17 protein-coding genes are annotated in these 18,745 nt (G+C 70.5%); 3 read left to right on the forward strand and 14 right to left on the reverse strand.

The window, feature by feature from the left end; genetic code table 11:
- Nucleotides 1-3: 3 nt before the first annotated feature.
- The 4 genes from CSC65_RS01005 to glnA all read right to left on the reverse strand — a co-directional run bounded on the left by CSC65_RS01005 (nucleotide 4) and on the right by glnA (nucleotide 4,525).
- Nucleotides 4-717: an N-acetylmuramoyl-L-alanine amidase gene (locus CSC65_RS01005; protein ID WP_238390219.1), complete on the reverse strand. Its 714-nt coding sequence runs from the start codon at nucleotides 715-717 to the stop codon at nucleotides 4-6.
- A gap of 245 nt (nucleotides 718-962) precedes the next feature.
- Nucleotides 963-2,465 (reverse strand): ammonium transporter, encoded by a 1,503-nt coding sequence (locus CSC65_RS01010; protein WP_162408102.1) that lies wholly within the window; start codon nucleotides 2,463-2,465, stop codon nucleotides 963-965.
- Between the two features lie 21 nt (nucleotides 2,466-2,486).
- On the reverse strand, nucleotides 2,487-2,825 hold the full coding sequence (locus CSC65_RS01015) for a P-II family nitrogen regulator (RefSeq protein WP_162375855.1): 339 nt from the start codon (nucleotides 2,823-2,825) through the stop codon (nucleotides 2,487-2,489).
- A gap of 290 nt (nucleotides 2,826-3,115) precedes the next feature.
- Nucleotides 3,116-4,525 (reverse strand): type I glutamate--ammonia ligase, encoded by a 1,410-nt coding sequence (glnA, locus tag CSC65_RS01020; protein ID WP_162408103.1) that lies wholly within the window; start codon nucleotides 4,523-4,525, stop codon nucleotides 3,116-3,118.
- Between the two features lie 224 nt (nucleotides 4,526-4,749).
- On the opposite strand from glnA, the gene CSC65_RS01025 reads away from it, so the two are divergent.
- On the forward strand, nucleotides 4,750-5,544 hold the full coding sequence (locus CSC65_RS01025) for an undecaprenyl-diphosphate phosphatase (protein WP_162408104.1): 795 nt from the start codon (nucleotides 4,750-4,752) through the stop codon (nucleotides 5,542-5,544).
- A gap of 134 nt (nucleotides 5,545-5,678) precedes the next feature.
- Nucleotides 5,679-6,521, forward strand: a complete 843-nt coding sequence (locus CSC65_RS01030) for an META and DUF4377 domain-containing protein (RefSeq protein ID WP_162408239.1) — start codon at nucleotides 5,679-5,681, stop codon at nucleotides 6,519-6,521.
- Nucleotides 6,522-6,687: 166 nt separating this feature from the next.
- Here CSC65_RS01030 and CSC65_RS01035 read toward each other — a convergent pair whose 3' ends face one another.
- The 9 genes from CSC65_RS01035 to CSC65_RS01075 form a co-directional block, all read right to left on the reverse strand.
- Nucleotides 6,688-7,299 carry a YbhB/YbcL family Raf kinase inhibitor-like protein gene (locus CSC65_RS01035; RefSeq protein ID WP_162408105.1) on the reverse strand — a complete coding sequence of 204 codons (612 nt, stop codon included), beginning with the start codon at nucleotides 7,297-7,299 and terminating at the stop codon, nucleotides 6,688-6,690.
- 16 nt (nucleotides 7,300-7,315) lie between these two features.
- Nucleotides 7,316-9,376: a tetratricopeptide repeat protein gene (locus CSC65_RS01040; RefSeq protein ID WP_162408106.1), complete on the reverse strand. Its 2,061-nt coding sequence runs from the start codon at nucleotides 9,374-9,376 to the stop codon at nucleotides 7,316-7,318.
- Between the two features lie 58 nt (nucleotides 9,377-9,434).
- Nucleotides 9,435-10,430 carry a YheT family hydrolase gene (locus tag CSC65_RS01045; protein WP_162408107.1) on the reverse strand — a complete coding sequence of 332 codons (996 nt, stop codon included), beginning with the start codon at nucleotides 10,428-10,430 and terminating at the stop codon, nucleotides 9,435-9,437.
- Nucleotides 10,431-10,529: 99 nt separating this feature from the next.
- On the reverse strand, nucleotides 10,530-11,339 hold the full coding sequence (locus tag CSC65_RS01050) for a lysophospholipid acyltransferase family protein (protein WP_162408108.1): 810 nt from the start codon (nucleotides 11,337-11,339) through the stop codon (nucleotides 10,530-10,532).
- Nucleotides 11,340-11,508: 169 nt separating this feature from the next.
- Nucleotides 11,509-11,940 (reverse strand): hotdog fold thioesterase, encoded by a 432-nt coding sequence (locus CSC65_RS01055; protein WP_162408109.1) that lies wholly within the window; start codon nucleotides 11,938-11,940, stop codon nucleotides 11,509-11,511.
- 352 nt (nucleotides 11,941-12,292) lie between these two features.
- Nucleotides 12,293-14,233: a phospholipase D family protein gene (locus CSC65_RS01060; RefSeq protein ID WP_162408110.1), complete on the reverse strand. Its 1,941-nt coding sequence runs from the start codon at nucleotides 14,231-14,233 to the stop codon at nucleotides 12,293-12,295.
- Nucleotides 14,230-14,766: a YceI family protein gene (locus CSC65_RS01065; RefSeq protein WP_238390220.1), complete on the reverse strand. Its 537-nt coding sequence runs from the start codon at nucleotides 14,764-14,766 to the stop codon at nucleotides 14,230-14,232. Before CSC65_RS01065 ends, CSC65_RS01060 begins: the two co-directional genes overlap by 4 nt.
- A 51-nt stretch (nucleotides 14,767-14,817) precedes the next feature.
- A complete protein-coding gene (locus CSC65_RS01070) occupies nucleotides 14,818-15,303 on the reverse strand; it encodes a SixA phosphatase family protein (RefSeq protein ID WP_162408112.1) in 486 nt (161 codons plus the stop codon).
- A 16-nt stretch (nucleotides 15,304-15,319) separates the two neighbouring features.
- A complete protein-coding gene (locus CSC65_RS01075; protein WP_162408113.1) occupies nucleotides 15,320-15,952 on the reverse strand; it encodes a ParA family protein in 633 nt (210 codons plus the stop codon).
- A 113-nt stretch (nucleotides 15,953-16,065) separates the two neighbouring features.
- Between CSC65_RS01075 and CSC65_RS01080 the strand changes: the two genes are divergently transcribed.
- Nucleotides 16,066-17,550, forward strand: a complete 1,485-nt coding sequence (locus CSC65_RS01080) for an AAA family ATPase (protein ID WP_162408114.1) — start codon at nucleotides 16,066-16,068, stop codon at nucleotides 17,548-17,550.
- On the opposite strand, the gene CSC65_RS01085 is transcribed toward CSC65_RS01080, so the two are convergent.
- Complete coding sequence (locus CSC65_RS01085; RefSeq protein ID WP_162408115.1) at nucleotides 17,547-18,734, reverse strand: hypothetical protein; 1,188 nt, start codon at nucleotides 18,732-18,734, stop codon at nucleotides 17,547-17,549. The two genes, CSC65_RS01080 and CSC65_RS01085, sit on opposite strands and share 4 nt — an antisense overlap.
- Nucleotides 18,735-18,745: the final 11 nt, after the last annotated feature.

Consider the following 18,745-nt stretch of genomic DNA (forward strand, 5'->3'; position numbering starts at 1 on the left):
GCGTCAGCGGACCCGGCGCGCCTGCAGCACCAGCGAATGCAGGATGCGATGGTCGTCCTGGTCCAGGACCTCGGCCTCGTCGCCCCGGTAGTGGCGGCGGTATGCACGCACCGTGGCGGCGCGGTCGTCGAGCGGGTAACCGATCGCCTGCAGCGCCAGCCAGGGATCGAAGCCCGGGGGCGGGATACCGTCGGCCGGATCGGGCCACAGGCCGAAGCCTGCGTCGGCCAGTTGCCGCCACGGGAAACGCGGCCCCGGATCGCGCTTGCGCGTCGGCGCCATGTCTGCATGCGCGATGACCGCGTGGCGCGGGATGCGCAGCCGCGCGCTGACGTCCTCGAGCAGGCGCAGCAGCGCGTCGATCTGCGCGGGCGGGAAAGGCTCAGTGCCATCGTTGTCCAGCTCGATGCCGATGGACGCCGAATTCAGGTCGTCGATCGTGCCCCAGCTGCCACCCCCGGCATGCCAGGCGCGGCGCGAATCCTCGACCAGCTGGTACAGCGACCCGTCGGCACCGACCAGGTAATGCGCGCTGACCGGCCCGCCGCTGTTGGCGGTGCGCAGCGTGTGCAGGCTCTGCGCCACCGACTCCTGCTCGGTCGCATGCAGCACCACCACGATCGCGCGGCGCGCATCGTGGTTGGGCGATGGCTCCCACTGCGCGAGCGGATTGCGCACCGGTGCCGGCGCGCAGGCGCACAGCAGCAGGGCGGACATCAGGAGGGAGAACCGGTGAAGGGCCATGGCCCATTGCAGCGGCAGCCGGCGCCAATGGCAAGCGCGGGCCGCGGATCGGGGAAATGAGGGGGAACACGGGATCACCTCGGCGATGGCGGATGCGCTACGCCCCCCGGCAGCGCGCTTGGCAGTAACCGCCCGGGGATGCGGCCGACCACGCCGGCCGCATCGGGAGGAACCGGCCCACGGCTGCACCGTGGGCCGGGTATCGCTTGACCGCCGTATCAGGCCTCGTAGGCCGACTCGCCGTGCGAGGTGATGTCCAGGCCGATGCGCTCGGACTCCTCGTTCACCCGCAGGCCGAACACCAGCTTGGCCACGCTGAAGCCGATCACCGAGACGAGGCCGATCCAGGCGATGGTCAGGCCCACGCCCAGCGCCTGGGTCGCTACCTGGGAAGCCATGTCGAAGTCCTCGCCGCCCTGGCCACCCAGCGCCGGCGAGAAGAACACGCCGGTCAGGATCGCACCGACGATGCCGCCGACCGCGTGCACGCCGAACACGTCCAGGCTGTCATCCGCACCCAGCAGCTTCTTCAGGCCGGTGACGCCCCACACGCAGATCACGCCGGCCGCAAAACCGATGGCCACCGCGCCGAACGGACCGACCAGGCCCGCGGCCGGGGTGATGCCGACCAGGCCGGCGACCATGCCCGAGGCCACGCCCAGCGCCGAGGACTTGCCCTTGACCAGCTTCTCGGTCAGCGACCAGCCCAGCACCGCGGCGGCGGTGGCGACCAGGGTGTTGAGGAAGGCCAGCGCCGCGCCGGCGGTCGCCTCGAGGTTGGAGCCGGCATTGAAGCCGAACCAGCCCACCCACAGCAGCGAAGCGCCCACGAAGGTCAGGGTCACGTTGTGCGGCTTCAGCGCGGTCTGGCCATAGCCCAGGCGCTTGCCGATGAAGTAGGCACCCACCAGGCCCGCGACGCCGGCATTGATGTGCACCACGGTGCCGCCGGCGAAGTCCAGCGCGCCCTTCTCGAACAGGAAACCACCGGTCGCCCACACCATGTGCGCCAGCGGCAGGTAGCCGAACGTGAACCAGATCACCGAGAACAGCAGCACCGCCGCCAGCTTGGCGCGTTCGGCGAAGGCGCCGACGATTAGCGCGCCGGTAATGCCGGCGAAGGTCGCCTGGAAGCCGACGAACACGTACTCCGGCAGGCTCACTCCCTCGGTGAAGGTGGCCGCCAGGGTGCCGATGGTGACGCCCTTCAGGAACAGCTTGTCGAGGTTGCCGATCCACGCGCCCTCGCCCGAGAAGGCCAGGCTGTAGCCGTAGACGATCCACAACACCGTCAGCAGCGAGAACACCACGGCGACCTGGACCAGCACCGACAGCACGTTCTTCGCGCGGACCATGCCGCCGTAGAACAGGGCCAGGCCGGGCACGACCATCAGCAGCACCAGCATGGTCGAGGTCAGCATCCAGGCGACGTCGCCCTTGTCGACGACAGGCTCGGCGGCGGGCGCTTCGACTGCAGCGACTGCGGCGGCGACGGCCGTGTCGGCCGCCGCTACGGCAGCCGCAGCCGCCGCATCGACTTCACCGGACGTACCAGCGGCCTCATCGGCAGCAACGGCGGCCGCTTCGGCAGCCGACGGCGCGGCGGGTTCCTGCGCGATCGCCGAACCGGCGAACGTGGTGACCGCCAGCGCGCTGACCAGCATGGTCAGGCAGATGGCATAGAACCGGGCTTTCCACCCGGACAGCAAACGGATGTTCATGGGCTGTGCTCCGAGTGGTGGTTAGAGCGCGTCCGCGCCGATCTCGCCGGTGCGGATGCGGATGACCTGTTCGACCGCGGTGACGAAGATCTTGCCGTCGCCGATCTTGCCGGTGCCGGCCGACTGCTGGATCGCTTCCAGCACCGCGTCCAGGCGCTCGTCGGTGACGACGGTTTCGATCTTGATCTTCGGCAGGAAATCGACGACGTATTCGGCGCCGCGGTACAACTCGGTGTGGCCCTTCTGGCGACCGAAGCCTTTGACTTCGGTCACGGTGATTCCCGACACGCCCGCCTGGGCGAGGGCTTCGCGCACCTCGTCAAGCTTGAACGGCCGGATGATTGCGGTGATCAGTTTCATGTTCGCATCCCGATGGTGGAGGGTCCGGCCTTGCGGCCGGCGTTCGGAACCCCGGGGAACTGCCGGGTCACGAAGGACCCGGCGTCCCGGTCGACATGGCCGCTCCGTGACGGCGGCGGCGCACCGATTCGCAGGCTGCACCCGACTTCTTGGGGGAGGTCATGCAGGCCCGTGAATCTCTCTCTTGCTTCCCCTGTGCTGCGTGCTGCTCTCTCTGCTCAGGCGCCGGCGCGAGGCCGGCCCAGTGCACGACGCGCGCGATTCCCCAACCGCGCGCGCCGGCTTCCCACTCAGTTGCCGTAGTACAGCTGGTATTCCAGCGGGTGCGTGGCCGCGCGGAACTTGGTCACTTCCTGCATCTTCAGCGCGATGTAGCCGTCGATGAAGTCGTCGGTCATGACGCCGCCGGCCTTGAGGAACTCGCGGTCCGCGTCCAGCGCCTCGAGCGCCTGGTCCAGGCTCGAGCACACCTGCGGGATCAGCTTCTCTTCTTCCGGCGGCAGGTCGTACAGGTCCTTGTCGCTCGGCGCGCCCGGGTCGATCTGGTTCTTGATGCCGTCCAGGCCGGCCATCATCAGCGCGGTGAAGGTCAGGTAGCCGGACTGCAGCGGATCGGGGAAGCGGATCTCGATGCGGCGCGCCTTCGGGTTGGACACCCACGGGATGCGGCACGAGGCCGAGCGGTTGCGCGCCGAGTAGGCCAGCATCACCGGCGCCTCGAACCCGGGCACCAGGCGCTTGTAGCTGTTGGTGCCGGAGTTGGCGAACGCGTTGATCGCCTTGGCGTGCTTGAAGATGCCGCCGATGTACCACAGCGCCATCTGCGACAGGCCGCCGTAACCGTCGCCGGAGAACAGGTTGGTGCCGCCCTTGGCCAGCGACTGGTGCACGTGCATGCCGCTGCCGTTGTCGCCGACGATCGGCTTGGGCATGAAGGTGGCGGTCTTGCCGTTGCGGTGGGCGACGTTCTTGATGATGTACTTGGTGGTGAGCAGCTCGTCGGCCTTCTTCACCAGGGTGTTGAACTTGGTGCCGATCTCGCACTGGCCGGCGGTGGCGACCTCATGGTGGTGGACCTCGACCTCGATGCCGGCCGCTTCCAGCTCCTTGCACATCTCCGAGCGCAGGTCGTGCAGCGAATCGGTCGGCGCGACCGGGAAGTAGCCACCCTTCACGCCCGGGCGGTAGCCGGTGTTGCCGCTCTCGTACTTGGTGCCGGTGTTCCAGGCCGCCTCTTCCGAATCGATCTTGAAGAAGGTGTGGCCCATGTCGTTGGCGAAGCGCACCGCGTCGAAGATGAAGAACTCCGGCTCCGGGCCGAAGAACGCCACGTCGGCGATGCCGAGCGACTTCAGGTACGCCTCGGCGCGCTTGGCGATGCCGCGCGGGCAGCGCGAGTAGCCCTGCATCGTGGCCGGATCGAGCACGTCGCAGGTCAGGATCAGGGTCGGGTCGGCGGTGAACGGGTCGAGCACCGCGGTGTCGGCGTCGGGCAGCAGGACCATGTCCGATTCGTTGATGCCCTTCCAGCCGGCGATCGAAGAGCCATCGAACATCTTGCCGTCCTCGAACAGCGACGCTTCCACGATGCTGGCGGGGAAGGTCACGTGCTGCTGCACGCCGCGCATGTCGACGAAACGCAGGTCGACGAACTCGACCTGGTTGTCCTTGATCAGCTTCTCAACGTTTTCCACGGACATCGCGTGCAACCTCGGGGTTGTTAGGTATCGATGACCTAGCAGGGCGCATGCCAACCACGGAGCGAATCACAAGTTGTTGATTTGACTGAACGTCGAGGTGCGAATGATGCAATTGCACCATTCGGGTGCATCAATTCGGTGCATGCTTAGAACCTTTTTGGTGCATGGAGGGCGAGGGGCGGATTGCTTATCCTGTGCGCCCTTCTTCCCGCCCGGTTCCCGTCGTGTCCGACCTGTTCGCCGCCCTGCTGCTGGGCATCCTCGAAGGCGTGACCGAATTCCTGCCGATCTCCAGCACCGGGCACCTGCTGATCGCGCAGCACTGGCTGGGCGCCCGCTCGGATTTCTTCAACATCGTCATCCAGGCCGGCGCGATCCTCGCGGTCACCCTGGCCTTCCGGCACCGCCTGTGGGAGCTGGCGACCGGGCTGGGCCAGCCGGCGAATCGCGATTACGTGGCCAAGATCGGCGTCGCCTTCCTGGTCACCGCGCTGGTCGGCCTGCCCGTACGCCTTGCCGGCTGGGAGCTGCCCGAGACGGTGACCCCGATCGCCTGGGCGCTGGTCCTGGGCGGCCTGTGGATGCTGGTGGCCGAACACTTCGCAGAAAAGCGCGGCGACCTGGCCACGGTGACCTGGAAGGTGGCCGTGCTGGTCGGGCTGGCCCAGGTCGTGGCAGGAATATTCCCCGGCACCTCGCGCTCGGCCGCGGCGATCTTCGTGGCGATGCTGGCCGGCACCAGTCGCCGCGCCTCGGCGACCGAGTTCGTGTTCCTGGTCGGCATCCCGACCATGTTCGCCGCCAGCGGCTTCGCCTTCCTCGAACTGGCGATGGCCGGCGGGCTCGGCGACGAGGACTGGTCCTCGGTCGCGGTCGCCTTCACCGCCGCGGCGATCACCGGCTTCGTGGTGGTGCGCTGGCTGATGGGGTATATCAAGGCACACCGCTTCACCGGTTTCGCGATCTACCGGATCGTGCTGGGCCTGCTCCTGCTGGCGCTGATGCCGGCGGGGGCCTGACCGGCGACGTTCACGCCCGGCGAACCCCGGCGGGCGCATCCAGCCGTTGTACCGATACGTGCCGCATCCCACTGCCGGCCCCGCGGCCGGCCCGCACCGGAGGTCCCATGAAGCTCCCGCACACCCGTAGCCCGCTGGCGCTCCCGCTCGTCCTGCTGCTGCCCCTTGCGCTGGCCGCCTGCACCAAGCCGGCGTCCGACTCCGCCGAACCGCCCCCGGGCGAGCTGCCTGCCGCGGCCACGTCCGATCCGGCCGCGCCGCCGACGATGGCCACGCCCGGCGACACCGCCGCCTTGCTGCCGGCCTTCCACTGGAAGCTGGCCACCGCCACCGATGCCCAGGGGCAATCCATCGAGGCCCTGCTGGTACGCGCCGATGCCCCGCTGCAACTGGACTTCGCCGACGGGCGGCTGGCGGTATCCAACACCTGCAACCGCATGTCCGGCGGCTTCACCCTGGCCGGCGACACGCTGAGCCTCAGTCCGATGGCGTCCACCATGATGGCCTGCTCCGATCCGAAGCTGGCGGCGCTGGACGCGGAGGTCGGCAAGCGCCTGGCCGGCACGCTGGGTGTCGCCAGCACCGCCGGCGACACGCCCGAGCTGGTGCTGACCAATGCCGGCGGCGACCGCCTGGTGTTCCAGGGATCGCCCACCGCGGCCAACCGTTTCGGCGGCCCGGCCGAACGCGTCTTCCTCGAGGTCGGACCGGAAACCAAGCCGTGCAGCCATCCGCTGATCCCGGACAAGCAGTGCCTGCAGGTGCGCGAGATCCGGTTCGACGAGAACGGCCTGCGCGCCGGCGAGCCGGGCGAGTGGCAGAACTTCTTCGACGAGATCGAGGGCTATACGCACCAGCCCGGCGTGCGCAACGTGCTGCGCATCGACCGCTACACGCGCAAGGACGTGCCGGCCGACGCCTCGAGGTATGCGTACGTGCTGGACATGGTCGTGGAGTCGGAGCAGGTGAAGCGCTGATCGATCCGGCCAGCGTTTCGAGAGGACGGCCGCCTTCGCGCGGCCGTTCCTTTTTCCGGTGCTGCACGCGGCCGTGCGAGCTCGCCCCCTGGCGGACGATGTGCTGCCGTACCCGGCAGCGCCCGATGGCGGGACCAGCCCCTGTGCCACTCGCGCCGGACCGGCGCTACGACAGCGATGGATTCAGGCTGTAGGTGCCGTAGACCGACGCCTCGGCCAGCACGTGGCCCTGCATCGCGCGATGCACGTCGCCGGCGGTGAAGCGCGCCGGCAGGTCCAGCGTGGCCACGTCCAGGGCGAACAGGCGGAAGAAGTAGCGGTGCACGCGCAGGTCGTTGAACGGCGGATACGGGCCGTCGTAGCCGAAGTAGTCGCCGCCCATCTGCGCGTCGCCGGCGAACCAGCCGGTGTAGTCGTTCAGGCCCTGGCGGGCGCCCGGCAATCCGGGTGGCGAACGCTTGCCCTTCGCCGTGATTCCGTCCGAGCAACTGCCGGCGGCGACCAGGCGCACGTCCGCCGCGATGTCCGCCACCGCCCAGTGGACGAAGTCCGCGCGCGGCTGTTCGACCGGGATCTGCAGGTCTTCGCGGCCGACCGTCTCCGGCACGGTCGGCGCATCCGGATCGATGCACAACAGGGCGAAGGAACGGGTGCCGTCGGGCACGCCGTCCCAGGCCAGGTGCGGATTGCGGTTGGCGGCGAATCCATCGGCCTGGCCCATGGCGAACTCGGCCGGAATCGAACCGCGAGGATCGAAACTGTCGCTCCCGATGCGCATGCTCGGCTCCTTTGGATCAGGCGTCAGGGTAGCCCAGCCGCGCCGCGACTGGCGCCAGGTGGGCGAACGGACCGGCCAGCAGATCGGCGTACGCACGCCAGCGACCCGGCGGCATGCGCCGTGGCGCGGGCGGCGGCGGCGGCAGCTGCACCCCGAGCGCCTGCCCGACCACGGCGGCCAGCTGCGCCGGCGCATCCAGCACCCCATCCAGTCGCATCAGCAGGTGCGGATAAAGATCCTGCTCGTGCAGGTCAGCCAGCTGTTCCAGGCCCTGGGCCAGCCATGCCGCGGCGGTGTCCGGATCGTCCAGCGCCAGCGGCACCGGCGACCCGCTCGCCAGCCAGTCCAGCAGCATGTCGCGCGGATCGCGCACCGCCACCATCAGCAGGCCTTCGGGCAGGTGCGGCCGCAAAGCCAGCAGCAGGGCGTTGTCCCACCAGGTCAGCCAATCGATCACGTTGCCGTCGGCGATGCCGCGCGCGGGCAGCTGTGCGCGCCACTGCTCGACCAGCTGTGCCGGAGCGAGCGTGCCATCGCGCAACGCATGCGCCGATGCGGGTGCGGCCAGCGGGTCGGCGGGCGCCTGGTCGCTGAAGCGGTCGCGCAGCATCGGGCCGGCCGCCAGCGTATCGACGACGCGCTCGATGCCCGAGCCCGGCAGGCCCCACAGCAGGATGGGATGGCCGGTGCCGGGAACGGGCGTGGACAGCGCCGGCCAGCCGGCGTCCGGCGCCGGCGCAAGGACGGGCAAGGCCAGCCGGTTCGCGCCGAACTCGGCGTGCAGGGATCGCCACTGGGCCAGTGCGTCGGCGGGGCGTCCGGCGCGATCGAGCAGGCGACCGAGCCAGCCGCGCATCGGCGTGCGCGTCTCTTCCGAAGCCTGCGCGGCCACCGCCGCGCGTGCGCGGTTCACGGCCGCGTCGGGATCACCGGCCAGCAAGGATTCGGCCAGGAACTGCCCCGCCGCCGGATGCGCCGGCTGCAGCTCCAGCAGGCGGGCCGCGAAACGGCCGGCGCCTTCCAGGTCCGCGGCGCGGTCGCGCTGGAACATCGCCGTCTCCAGCGCCGGCACGAAGTCGGGCATCGCCCCGAGCCAGCGCTCCAGCACCTGTTCGCCCTCGGCGGTGCCGGGAGTTTCCAGCGCCAGTCGCGCGGCCCACAGGTCGCCGGCGTCGCGGTGCGTCGCCAATGCCGCCTCCAGCGTCGCCTGGGCCTCGTCGCGGTCATCACGTTCGCGCCACAGCTGCATCAGCCCCTGCAGCACCGCGCGATCGGGACCCGCGGCCAGGGCACGGCGCAGTTGCTCCAGCGCCTGGTCGGTACGCCCGGCCTGCAGCGCGTACAAGCCGCCGACGCGACGCAGCGCCGCCGTGGCGGTCGCCTCGTCCTCGAGCAGCGGCGCGACCAGGTCGGCCGCCTCGCCCATCCGGCCCTGCGCGGCGGCCAGCTGCGCCAGCAGCGGGCGCAGCGCGCGCGCATCGGGCAGCAGTTCGGACACGCGGCGGAAGGCCTGCTCGGCGAACGCCCAATGGCGCTTGGCCAGGTAGCCGAAACCGAGCACCGAGAGCAGCTGCGGATCGTCGGTGACCTTCGCGCTTGCCGCCGAGGCCAGGGCCAGGGCGCGATCGGCATCGCCGCCGCGCAGGGCCAGCAACGCATCCAGGGCGGCCAGGCGCGGGTGTTCGGGATCGATCCGCGCGGCGGTGCGGCTCAGCCGCTCGGCTTCGGCAATGTCGCCGCGCGCCAGTGCGATCTGCGCCTGCACCAGGTAGGACGGCAGGTGGTTCGGGTCCAGGCCCAGGCTCTGGCCCAGCGCATCGCGGGCCGCATCGTTGTCGCGCGAGCGCAGCAGCAGCGCGGCGCGCTCGAAGTGCAGGCCCGCGTCCTCCGGTGCCAGCAGGATCGCCTGGTCCAGCGCGACCAGTGCGGCCGCCACGTCGCCGGCCTGGGCCAGGGTGGTGGACAGCGCGCGCTGCGCCTGTGCGTCGTCGGGGGCCTGGGCCACCCAGTCCTGGGCCAGGGCCAGCGCCTCGTCGACGGCATCGCGCTTCAGCGCCTCGTGGATCCGTTCCAGCATTTCGGGGTCTTCCGCGGAAAACCCGCAGTTTACCGCGCCCGTCGCGGGCAACCGCTGTTCAGCGGCCCGGCAGGGCGGCGCGCAGCCGTTCGGCGACCCAGCGCTCGGCGAAACCGTCCCCGTACAGGTTCTCCACGAACGCGCAATGCCCGCCCCAGCGGGCCACTTCCAGTTGCGCCGTTGGTGGCAGCCGCCAGCGGTGGAAGTCGTCGAACGGGATCACCGGGTCGTCCTCGGCCATCAGGATGTTCGCCGGCACGCCCAGCGTCGCCAGCCGGTCCCCGGCGATCGAGTAGCTGTCGAAGTAGTCCTCGACGCGGCCGAACCCGGCATAACGCTGGGCCAGCCACGCGGTCAGGCTGCGCATGTCCAGGGCCAGGGTGGCGTCGTCGTAGCGGTGCTGCTCGGGAAACAACGCGCGCTTGCGCAATAGCGAGGTGCGCCACTTGCGGCGGAAATACCAGTCGTAGATCTGCGGCGCGCGTTCCATGCAGGCCATGGTCGTGGCCGGATCGACCAGCGGGCAGACCGCGGCGATCCGCCGCAAGGGCAGCCCGGCCACCTCGGCGCGCAGGCCCACGCGCAGCGCGAAGTTGCCGCCCAGCGAATACCCGGCCACGACCAGGTCGCGCACGCGCAGCAGGCGAACCATGTCGGCGACCGCGTGCACCACCTCGTCCAGGCGGTTGGAGTGGAACAGCCCTTCGTTGAGGTGATGCGTGTCCCCGTGGTCGCGGAAGTTGAGGCGGAACACATCCATCCCGTCGGCCAGCAGGCGCGCCGCGGTCAGTCGCATGTAGCCCGACTCGGCACTGCCTTCCCAGCCGTGCAGCAGCAAGGCGGTACCGCGCGCTTCGCGACCCGGGATGTGGCTGTGCCAGCCCTGCAGGCGCGCGCCACCGCCGCCGTCGAGGATGTGCTCGGTGGTGGTGGCGCCGCTGGCGAGCAGTGCGCGCAGTCCGCGCCGCCGGCGCAGCGCGCTGGAACCCAGCACCGATTGCAGGTGCGGATTGCGCAGGAGTCTGGGGGGCTGGTAGTCGGCGGCGTTGAGCATGGCGGGGGTATCGGGCGACGGGCGCCCGGGACCATTTTGCACCGCAGCATCCGGGGCGCAAGTGCGCCGGTGGTGCCTCAACGTCCCATTACCGTCGCCTCAACCGGCCATGGCCGCCACGATCCGCTCCCGGGCCAGTTCGGCGATGCGGCGCCGGCCGTCGACATCGCCCGGCGCGACCGGGGCGAGGAAGTGCACCTCGGCCACGCGTGGGCGCTCACCGAGCAGGCGCAGGAAGTTGGCCAGGAAGCTCTCCCGCGGCGCGAACGCGACCACGGTCTGCGCGTCGCCGCCGTTTCCGTACCGCAGCGCCACCGGCTGCACCGGCACCTGCGCATCGACGGCGGCCTGGAAAATCCGCGCATGGAACGGCCCCACTTCCTCGCCGCTGCGGGTACGCCCCTCCGGGAACACGCCCACCGCGCGCCCCTCGCGAAGCCGGCCGACCATCAGTTCGATCACGCCGTTGAGCGAGTCGGTGCTGCCACGCTGGTGGAAGATGGTCTGCCCGCGCGCGGCCAGCCAGCCCACCAGCGGCCAGCGGGCGATCTCGCTCTTGGCCACGAACCCCATCATCCGCTGGCTGTGCAGGGTCTCGATGTCGATCCAGCTGACATGGTTGGCCACGAACAGGGCCGCGCCCGGCAGCGGCGTGCCGAAGCGGCGCAGGCGGAAGCCGAAGATCCACAGCAGCCCGGCCGACCACGCGCGCACCGCGCGATCGCCCAGTGTCTCCGGTCCCCACGCGATGCGCGCGAACGGTGGCGCCAGGCAAAGCATGGTCAGCGGCAGCGGCAGCAGCAGGTGCAGCAGCAGCAGCGGAATGCGGTAGAGGTAGCGGCAGATGCGCGCAAGGCCGCCAGCCGGTCGTCGGGAGCGCCGGGGGGCACGTGGGGGGGTGGGGTTCATGGTCGCGCACGATACCGCGCCATGGCGCGTCGTGGATATCGCGCCGCGATGCGAAGCCACGCCGGCGACGAAGGACGCCATGTCGGAAGGATCGAGCGGACGCGCCGCTGCCCGGCCGGTCCGCCCACGGCAGCCATCCGGCGCGACCCCCGACCGCTGTCCGTCGTGCCTACGCCGGGCTCGACACCGGCACCACGGCCAGGGTCAGCCGCGATACGCACACCGCGCGGCCACGTGCGTCTTCGATCCGGATGTCCCAGACCTGCGTAGTGCGGCCGACGTGCAGCGCCCGCGCGGTGCCGGTGACCGTGCCCTCGCGTGCCGCCCGCAGGTGGTTGGCGTTGATCTCCAGGCCCACCGCCATCTGCTCGCGCGTGTCCAGGCACAGGTTGCCGGCGCTGCTGCCCAGCGTCTCGGCCAGCACCACCGAGGCGCCGCCATGCAGCAACCCGTAGGGCTGGCGCGTGCGCGCGTCGACCGGCATGGTCGCCCGGACCCAGTCCTCGCCGGCTTCGGTGAAGACGATGCCGAGGTGCTCGATAAGCGTGCCCCGGCTGAGCGTGTTGAGGGCTTCGATGGAAACGGGGGCGCGGAAGACCATGGCCGGATTCGCTTTCGGGGATGGCGAAGATTATCGCCGTGGAGGTTCGGGTGCGGATGGATTACCGCGCTGCAACCTGGAGCGGGCAACTGGTGTGGCCTTGGGCACGCCCACCGCGCATCGGTTCACGCGAGCGCTTGCCGCCGGACCAGGCGCCGGACATGGCGAGTCTGCTTGCCGCGCTGTGCAGGTCTAAAGCATCCGCTTCGGTGGGGCTGCCGGGCCATGGGGGTATCGCGGCAGCGGACATGGATGCCCGCGTCGGCGCGCCGGCACAAGGACGTGCCGTCGTGCCGACCGCGATAGCCCCGGCCTGCCGCGGCCCAGACCGGGGCCGACCGCTCCGCAAGGATCAGAGGATCGGCACCAGTCCCGCGCCGAAGGCGGTCAGCATGCGGGTGAAGATCGTCTTCGGCCCCAGGCTTACTTCAGGGAAGTCGCCCACCGCCACGTAGCACCGATGGAATGCAGGGTCACGGCGCGACACCGGCAGGGGACAGTCCGGACCGGGCTGGAATTCATAGTTAGTGGCGTAGCGCCAAGGCCACAGGTCCAGGATCGGCGAAGCCTCCAGCACCTTGCCCATGCTGTAGTTCAGTCCGGAAAGCACCGGCGGCTTTTCCCGCGGCGCCACCGTCCACGAATTTCCCGGCGCGATGTCGCGCTCGATGCTCTGCGCCAGTGCGAGCGCGAAAACGGGGTCGTCGATCACCACCACCGCTTCGGTGTTGTAGGTCTCGCTGCGCGGATCGAAGTTGTGCGTGCCGACCACGCCGATGCGGCGGTCGATCACCACCGATTTCGCGTGCAGGCCGGTGCGCGGGCCCTCGCCGCTGACCGGAACCGGGCGGTTGGCCGGCGCGCTGGTGCGCAGCAGCGACGGACGCGTTTCGGTGCGCAGCTTGTCCTCGACCTGGCGGTCCTCACTGGCGCCACCACTGCCGCTGCTGCCACCCGGCGCTTCGCTGCGCGCCACCGCGGGCGAGGCGCCGGGATCGCCCGGCTGCCAAGCACCCAGCTCGGGATCCACCGGTGGATCGGCAGGGAACGGTTTGTATTCGAAGATGTCGAAGCCCAACTCGCGCACATGCCTGCGCTTGTACTTGTAGGTCAACGCGTAGACCACGGGGTTGTCTGTCGCGGCCAGGCTGTTGGTGGACACCACCACCCTTGGAGGCTCGGGCCGGGCACGCAGGTCCCGGAAGATTTCCAGCGCACTGTCGGACAGGACCAGGTACGGCGTCTGCAGCAGGATCTCCTCCTGCGCGCCAGCCAGCAACCCGGCCAGCCCGGAGACGCCTGCGCCGTCGGGGTCCGGCCCTTCGTGGTGCTTCTGCGGCACGTCGGCCAGATACGTCACCTCGCCCACCGCGATCGCGCGCGCCACCAGGCGCGCATGCACCATCTCCGCGTCGGCGGCGGCGCGCGACATCATTTCCACCCGCTCCGGCCGCTGCGACGGTGCCGGCGGCAGCGGAGGAACGCCCTGCGCCAGCAACACATGCGCGACATCGTTGAGGCGCTCGGCCGGCACGCTGCGCGGATCGGCCCAGTACTCGGCGAAGTTGCGCTCCATCTCCCGCACCACCGGCCCGGCGACGAGCACGTCGCGGTCGCGGAAATTGAACTCCGCGTCCCAGTCGTAATAATCGTCCTGGTAGTTGCGCCCGCCGGCGATGGCGACCGCGTCGTCGATCACCAGCAGCTTGTTGTGCATGCGCTGGTTGAAGCGGCGGAAGCAGCAGATCACGCTGGCCGAGTAGTGCATGTAGTTGGGCATGGCCAGGCCGAACGTGGGGTTGTAGATGCGCAACTCCAGGTTCTGGTGCGCGCCGGCCAGCGCGGCCAGGATCTGCAGGTCGGCGATGGCCGACAGCTGGTCGATCAGCACCCGCACGTGGACCCCGCGCTTGGCAGCCGCCAGCAGCTCGTCGATCACCAGCCGCGCGCTGTCGTCCTTGTCGAAGATGTAGGTCTGCAGGTCGATCTTGCGGGTCGCGCTGCGGATCAGGTTGATCCGCGCCAGCAGCGCGTCCCCGCCCTCGTCCAGGATCAACACGTGATGCCGGGGCGGCGCGTCGGGCCCGGCCGCCGAGGCGGCGAACGCCTCGCCGCCCAGCGCGCGCAGCTCCGACGGGACCGCGCAGCGGTCCGCGCGTTCGCAATCGACCGTAGTGGCGCGCCCGGCCACCGCGATCGCGGCCGCGCGCTCATGCTGGCGCGGGGTCAGGCTGCTGCAGGCGGCGGACGACAACAGCAGCGCGACCAGCGACGCCCGCAGCAGCAGGGTCACGGCGCGGTCTCTTGCAGGCGCACCCGCACCTCCAGGTGCACCTGGTCGGCCAGGGCGAACTGCCATTCGCGCATGCCGTAGTCGGCCCGCTCGATCGCGCCGCTCACCTGGATGTCGCACTCCAGGCCCGGGCGCGCGCAACCCGCCGGCGCCACCTCCAGCTCCACGTCGCGGGTTACCCCGCGCAGGCTGAGCCGGCCCCGCAACGGCCCGCCGTCGTGCAGCAGCGAGGGTGCATAGGGTTCGGACACGAATTCCATCCACGGATGGCGGATCGCGTCGAAGAAGCTCTGGCTGCGCATCCAGCTGGTGTAGCGCGGGCGGTCGGGGATCATCGCCTCGCTGGTGGCGATCCGCAGGCGCACCCGGTGGTTGCCGTCAGGCAGGTGCTCGACGGCGCCCTGGTAGCGCGGGAACTCGCCGGCCAGGCGCTGGCCGAAGCGGGTCCGGACCTCGAAGCCCAGCCAGCTCCTGGCCGTGTCGAAGGCCACCGTCGGCGACGCCGGCTGCGCGCCGGCCGTGGGTGCGCTCACAACCAGGGCTACGCACAGCAGCCACACATGCAGCCCGGATTTCCACATCGGTTAAGGCCACCAGAACGCCGTCAGCCGGCCAAGACCCGGTTCGATCGGATCCTGCCCGGGAAGTTCCGGCAACGCGAGCACGGCCACGGCCGCCGGCGGCATGCCGCGGTAGTCGCTGGTCTGGCCGCTGTCGAGCAGCGCCACCAGGCGCTCCAGCCCCGGGTTGTGCCCGACCAGCAGCAGGCGTTCGACCTCCTCCTGGCCCTGCAGCAATCCGATCAGGGTGCCCGGGGTGGCTTCGTAGATGGATTCGTCGAGCCTCTGCTCGGCGTAGCCGATGATCCCCAGTACCGCCTCGAGCGTCTCGCGGGTGCGTCGGGCCGGCGAACACAGCACGCGATCGGGCTGCAGGCCCTGTTCGGCCAGCCAGCGGCCGGCAGCTTCGGCCTCGGCCAGCCCGACCGGCGACAGCGGCCGGTCCAGGTCGGCCTGTCCCGGCGAGGCCGGCTCGGCGTGTGCATGGCGCAGCAGAATCACCTGTCTCATCGCGTACTCCCCCCGGTCACGCCTTGGCCAGCCACTTCAGCAACGGCTCCCAGTCTGCCTGGTGCTCGCGTACCTGCGCGGAGTGGTAATCGAACAGGCTGCGGCCCAGCCCGACCAGGACGACGTAGGCCTGGGTATCGCGCAACTGGCCGACCACCGGATACGGCCAGCCCTTGAGCATCTCCAGCGCCTGCTGGCTGGCATTGGTCCGCGGCTTGGTCCGGTTGAGCACCAGCCCGACCGGCAGCTTGCGGTTGTGCACGCGCGGCACCTTGGCCAGCGTGTTGAGGAAGCCCACGGTGGCCTCGATGTCCAGCGCGGAGGGCTGGACCGGCACCACGATCGCGTCGGCATGGTCGATGAAGCTGTCCAGATCGTCGGCCAGCGCGCCGGCGGGGGCATCGATCACGACCTGCTGTGCATCGTCGGGCAACCACGAGCGCCAGGCGCGGCGACGGCTGGCATCGATCGGCAGCACGGCACTTTCCAGTTCCGCGCGGCGCTCGGCCCAGCGCGTGGCCGAATGCTGCGGATCGGCATCCACCAGGACCGTGCGCCGCCCCTGCAGGGCGGAGTGCGCCGCGAGATGCGTGGCGATGGTGGTCTTGCCCACTCCCCCCTTGGAACCGGCCACCAAAATCGTCTTCATGCGCGGTCTGCCTCCGGATTGGCTGTCCGCAGGGTACACCGGCCTCCGTGGAGGCGGTAGGAAGGCCGGGCATGCCGCTGCTATCGTGCGCCGGCCCCCGCCACGGACCGCCCATGAGCCAGCTGCAGGACCTGACCGCCCTGATCCGGGCCAACACTCCGTTGATCGTGATCGAGACCCGCGACGAGGAGCGGGTGGTGGAACTGTTCCGGCAGGCGCTGATGCAGGTGTGGCGCGCGTTGCACCGCTGGACGATCACCGAAGGCCTGCGCCGGATGGACCTGGACCGCGAGGACGCGGCCGAGGGCCCGCCCGACGCCAGTTCGGTCCTGCAAGCGATCCGCCAGGCCGACCAGCGCGGCATCTACCTGCTGCTCGATATCCATCCCTACCTGGGCTACGCCAGCCACCAGCGCCTGCTGCGCGACATCGTCCAGCGCCGCGGCTGCGAACCGCACGTGCTGGTCCTGGTCGGCGCCAAGGTGGAGTTGCCGGCGGAACTCGAAGCGCTGGCCGTGCGCTTCAGCCCGCGCCTGCCCGATGCGGCCGCGCTGCTGAGGCTGGTCAAGGAAGAAGCGGCCGCCTACGCGCGCGAGAACGGCGGCCGCCGGGTCGAGGCCGAAGAGGACGCGGTGCGCCAGATCGTGCGCCACCTGCAGGGCCTGGACCTGCACGACGCGCGCCGGATCGCCCGCCAGCTGATCCATGGCGACGGCGCGATCACCGCCTCGGACGTTCCGCAACTGGCGAAGCTGAAATTCGAACTGCTCAACCGCAGCGGCCACCTCCACTACGAGTACGACACCGCCGGCTTCGACGACGTGGCCGGCGCGCGCCGGCTCAAGCGCTGGATCGGCCAGCGCCGCGCCGCGTTCGGCGGCAGCCCGCCGCCCGGGCTCGAGCCGCCGCGCGGCGTGCTCCTGCTCGGCGTGCAGGGCTGCGGCAAGTCGCTGCTGGCCAAGGCCATTGCCGGTGGCTTCGGCGTGCCTTTGCTGCGCCTGGACTTCGGCACCCTCTATGCGAAGTACCACGGTGAGACCGAGCAGAACCTTCGCGCCGCGCTGGCTTCGGCCGAACAGCTGGCGCCATGCGTGCTGTGGATCGACGAGATCGAGAAGGGCGTGTCGGCCGATGCCGGCGAGGGCGATGGCGGCGTGTCGCGGCGCGTGCTCGGCTACCTGCTGACCTGGATGGCCGAGCGCACCGCACCGGTGTTCCTGGTCGCCACCGCCAACCAGGTCCAGCACCTGCCGGCCGAACTGCTGCGCAAGGGCCGCTTCGACGAGATCTTCTTCGTCGACCTGCCCGATCCGGATACACGGATGGAATTGCTGCGGATCCACCTGCACGAGCGCGGGCTGGATCCTGAAGCTTTCGCGCTGCCGGCACTGGCCGCGGCCGCCAACGGCTTTTCCGGCGCAGAAATCGAACAGGCGATCGTCTCCGGCCTGTATGCCGCGCATGCCGAACAGCGCGTGCTCGACACCGACCTGCTCATGCACGAGATCCGCGGTACGCGGCCGCTGTCGGTGCTGATGTCCGAGCAGGTCGAGGCGTTGCGGGCGTGGGCGCTGGAGCGGACGGTGCCGGCGGACTAGCCGGCGCCGGGCTTTGCTGCCGCCGAATCCGGCGGGCTTGGCGCGGGCGCCACCGGTTCGCGTCCCTCGAGCACCAATCCGCGCATGCGTGGATTCTCCGGCAGCCAACCCGCGGGCGCCTGCAATGGGATGCCGCTTGCCTCCAGCAGCGCGTTCATTGCCGCCATCTCGCCGTCGCGCAGGGAGCGCTGCAGGTAATCGGCCGGCAGTGGCGCCGTCGAGGACATGATCAGATGCTGCGCCTGCTCCTGGGTCCAGTTGAGCTGACGCAGGCGCTCACGCCACGCGGCGGCCTCCTTCCCTTCGCCGGCCAGGCGCACGCTGCGTACGGTGCCGAGCATGGCTTCGATCAGGATCGGGCTGTCGGCCAGCCGCGCCATGATCCGCGTGCAGTCGTCGCGGAGCCCGGCCGACGTATCGGCATCGACCCTGCACATGCTGCTGAGCGGGCCGTAGGCGGGCAACGCCTGGGCCGCCCATACGGCCATCGCCACGACTCCGTTCTGGTCCGCAACGGTGGCCGCGCGATTGAGCCGGAAGTCACTGCCGAGCGCGGCGGCGACTTCCGGCGGCATCGCGGGAGCCTGCAGGGTCGCGACGGAATCCAGCAGCAGTCGCCCCAGCTCCACCAGCGGACCCGAGTTCCGCACCGCCTGCACCGCAGCGTGGAGATGGTGGGCTGCGGCCTCCATCTCGCCGCGCTGATGGGCGGCAGCCAGCGCCGAAAGGTGCACGGCCATATCGTCGCCGGCGGTTTCCAGCAGGAATGCAAGCGCGCCGGCCGGATCGCAATGGCGCCAGAGCGGCTGGCAACCGGTGGTCTCCCGCCAGGCCACCAGCGGATCGCGCGGCCGGACCGCGGACGCGGCATCGAACCAGCCGTCGCCTTCGGATGCGACGGCCGACGACCCGGTACCGGTCGCCGGGTCGACCCCGGCGATGGCCGGCCGCAGCAGCGCAGCGGCGAGCAGGCCACGTGCGTTTCCTTGCGCCGCCAATCCCTGCAGGTGCGCCTTGAGCGCGCGTGCGTAGGCCGCGTTCCAGTCCTTTACCGCCGCGCGGTGTGTCGCATGCGCATCGTGCCCGGCGACCGCGTTGGCCTGGGTCCCGGCTTCCTTGCCGGCGACGGCCGCCTGCGCAGGCGGGTCGTGCGCCCAGGCCGGCATCCCCGCACCCAACGCCATTACGGCGGCGA

Source organism: Pseudoxanthomonas daejeonensis (assembly GCF_010093205.1).
Taxonomy (GTDB): Bacteria; Pseudomonadota; Gammaproteobacteria; order Xanthomonadales; family Xanthomonadaceae; genus Pseudoxanthomonas; species Pseudoxanthomonas daejeonensis.

Coding starts and splice junctions, on each gene's coding strand:
- CSC65_RS01005 (WP_238390219.1), bottom strand. CDS start 717: ATGTCCGCCCTGCTGCTGTGCGCCTGCGCGCCGGCACCGGTGCGCAAT.
- CSC65_RS01010 (WP_162408102.1), bottom strand. CDS start 2,465: ATGAACATCCGTTTGCTGTCCGGGTGGAAAGCCCGGTTCTATGCCATC.
- CSC65_RS01015 (WP_162375855.1), bottom strand. CDS start 2,825: ATGAAACTGATCACCGCAATCATCCGGCCGTTCAAGCTTGACGAGGTG.
- glnA (WP_162408103.1), bottom strand. CDS start 4,525: ATGTCCGTGGAAAACGTTGAGAAGCTGATCAAGGACAACCAGGTCGAG.
- CSC65_RS01035 (WP_162408105.1), bottom strand. CDS start 7,299: ATGCGCATCGGGAGCGACAGTTTCGATCCTCGCGGTTCGATTCCGGCC.
- CSC65_RS01040 (WP_162408106.1), bottom strand. CDS start 9,376: ATGCTGGAACGGATCCACGAGGCGCTGAAGCGCGATGCCGTCGACGAG.
- CSC65_RS01045 (WP_162408107.1), bottom strand. CDS start 10,430: ATGCTCAACGCCGCCGACTACCAGCCCCCCAGACTCCTGCGCAATCCG.
- CSC65_RS01050 (WP_162408108.1), bottom strand. CDS start 11,339: ATGAACCCCACCCCCCCACGTGCCCCCCGGCGCTCCCGACGACCGGCT.
- CSC65_RS01055 (WP_162408109.1), bottom strand. CDS start 11,940: ATGGTCTTCCGCGCCCCCGTTTCCATCGAAGCCCTCAACACGCTCAGC.
- CSC65_RS01070 (WP_162408112.1), bottom strand. CDS start 15,303: ATGAGACAGGTGATTCTGCTGCGCCATGCACACGCCGAGCCGGCCTCG.
- CSC65_RS01075 (WP_162408113.1), bottom strand. CDS start 15,952: ATGAAGACGATTTTGGTGGCCGGTTCCAAGGGGGGAGTGGGCAAGACC.
- CSC65_RS01080 (WP_162408114.1), top strand. CDS start 16,066: ATGAGCCAGCTGCAGGACCTGACCGCCCTGATCCGGGCCAACACTCCG.
- CSC65_RS01085 (WP_162408115.1), bottom strand. CDS start 18,734: ATGGCGTTGGGTGCGGGGATGCCGGCCTGGGCGCACGACCCGCCTGCG.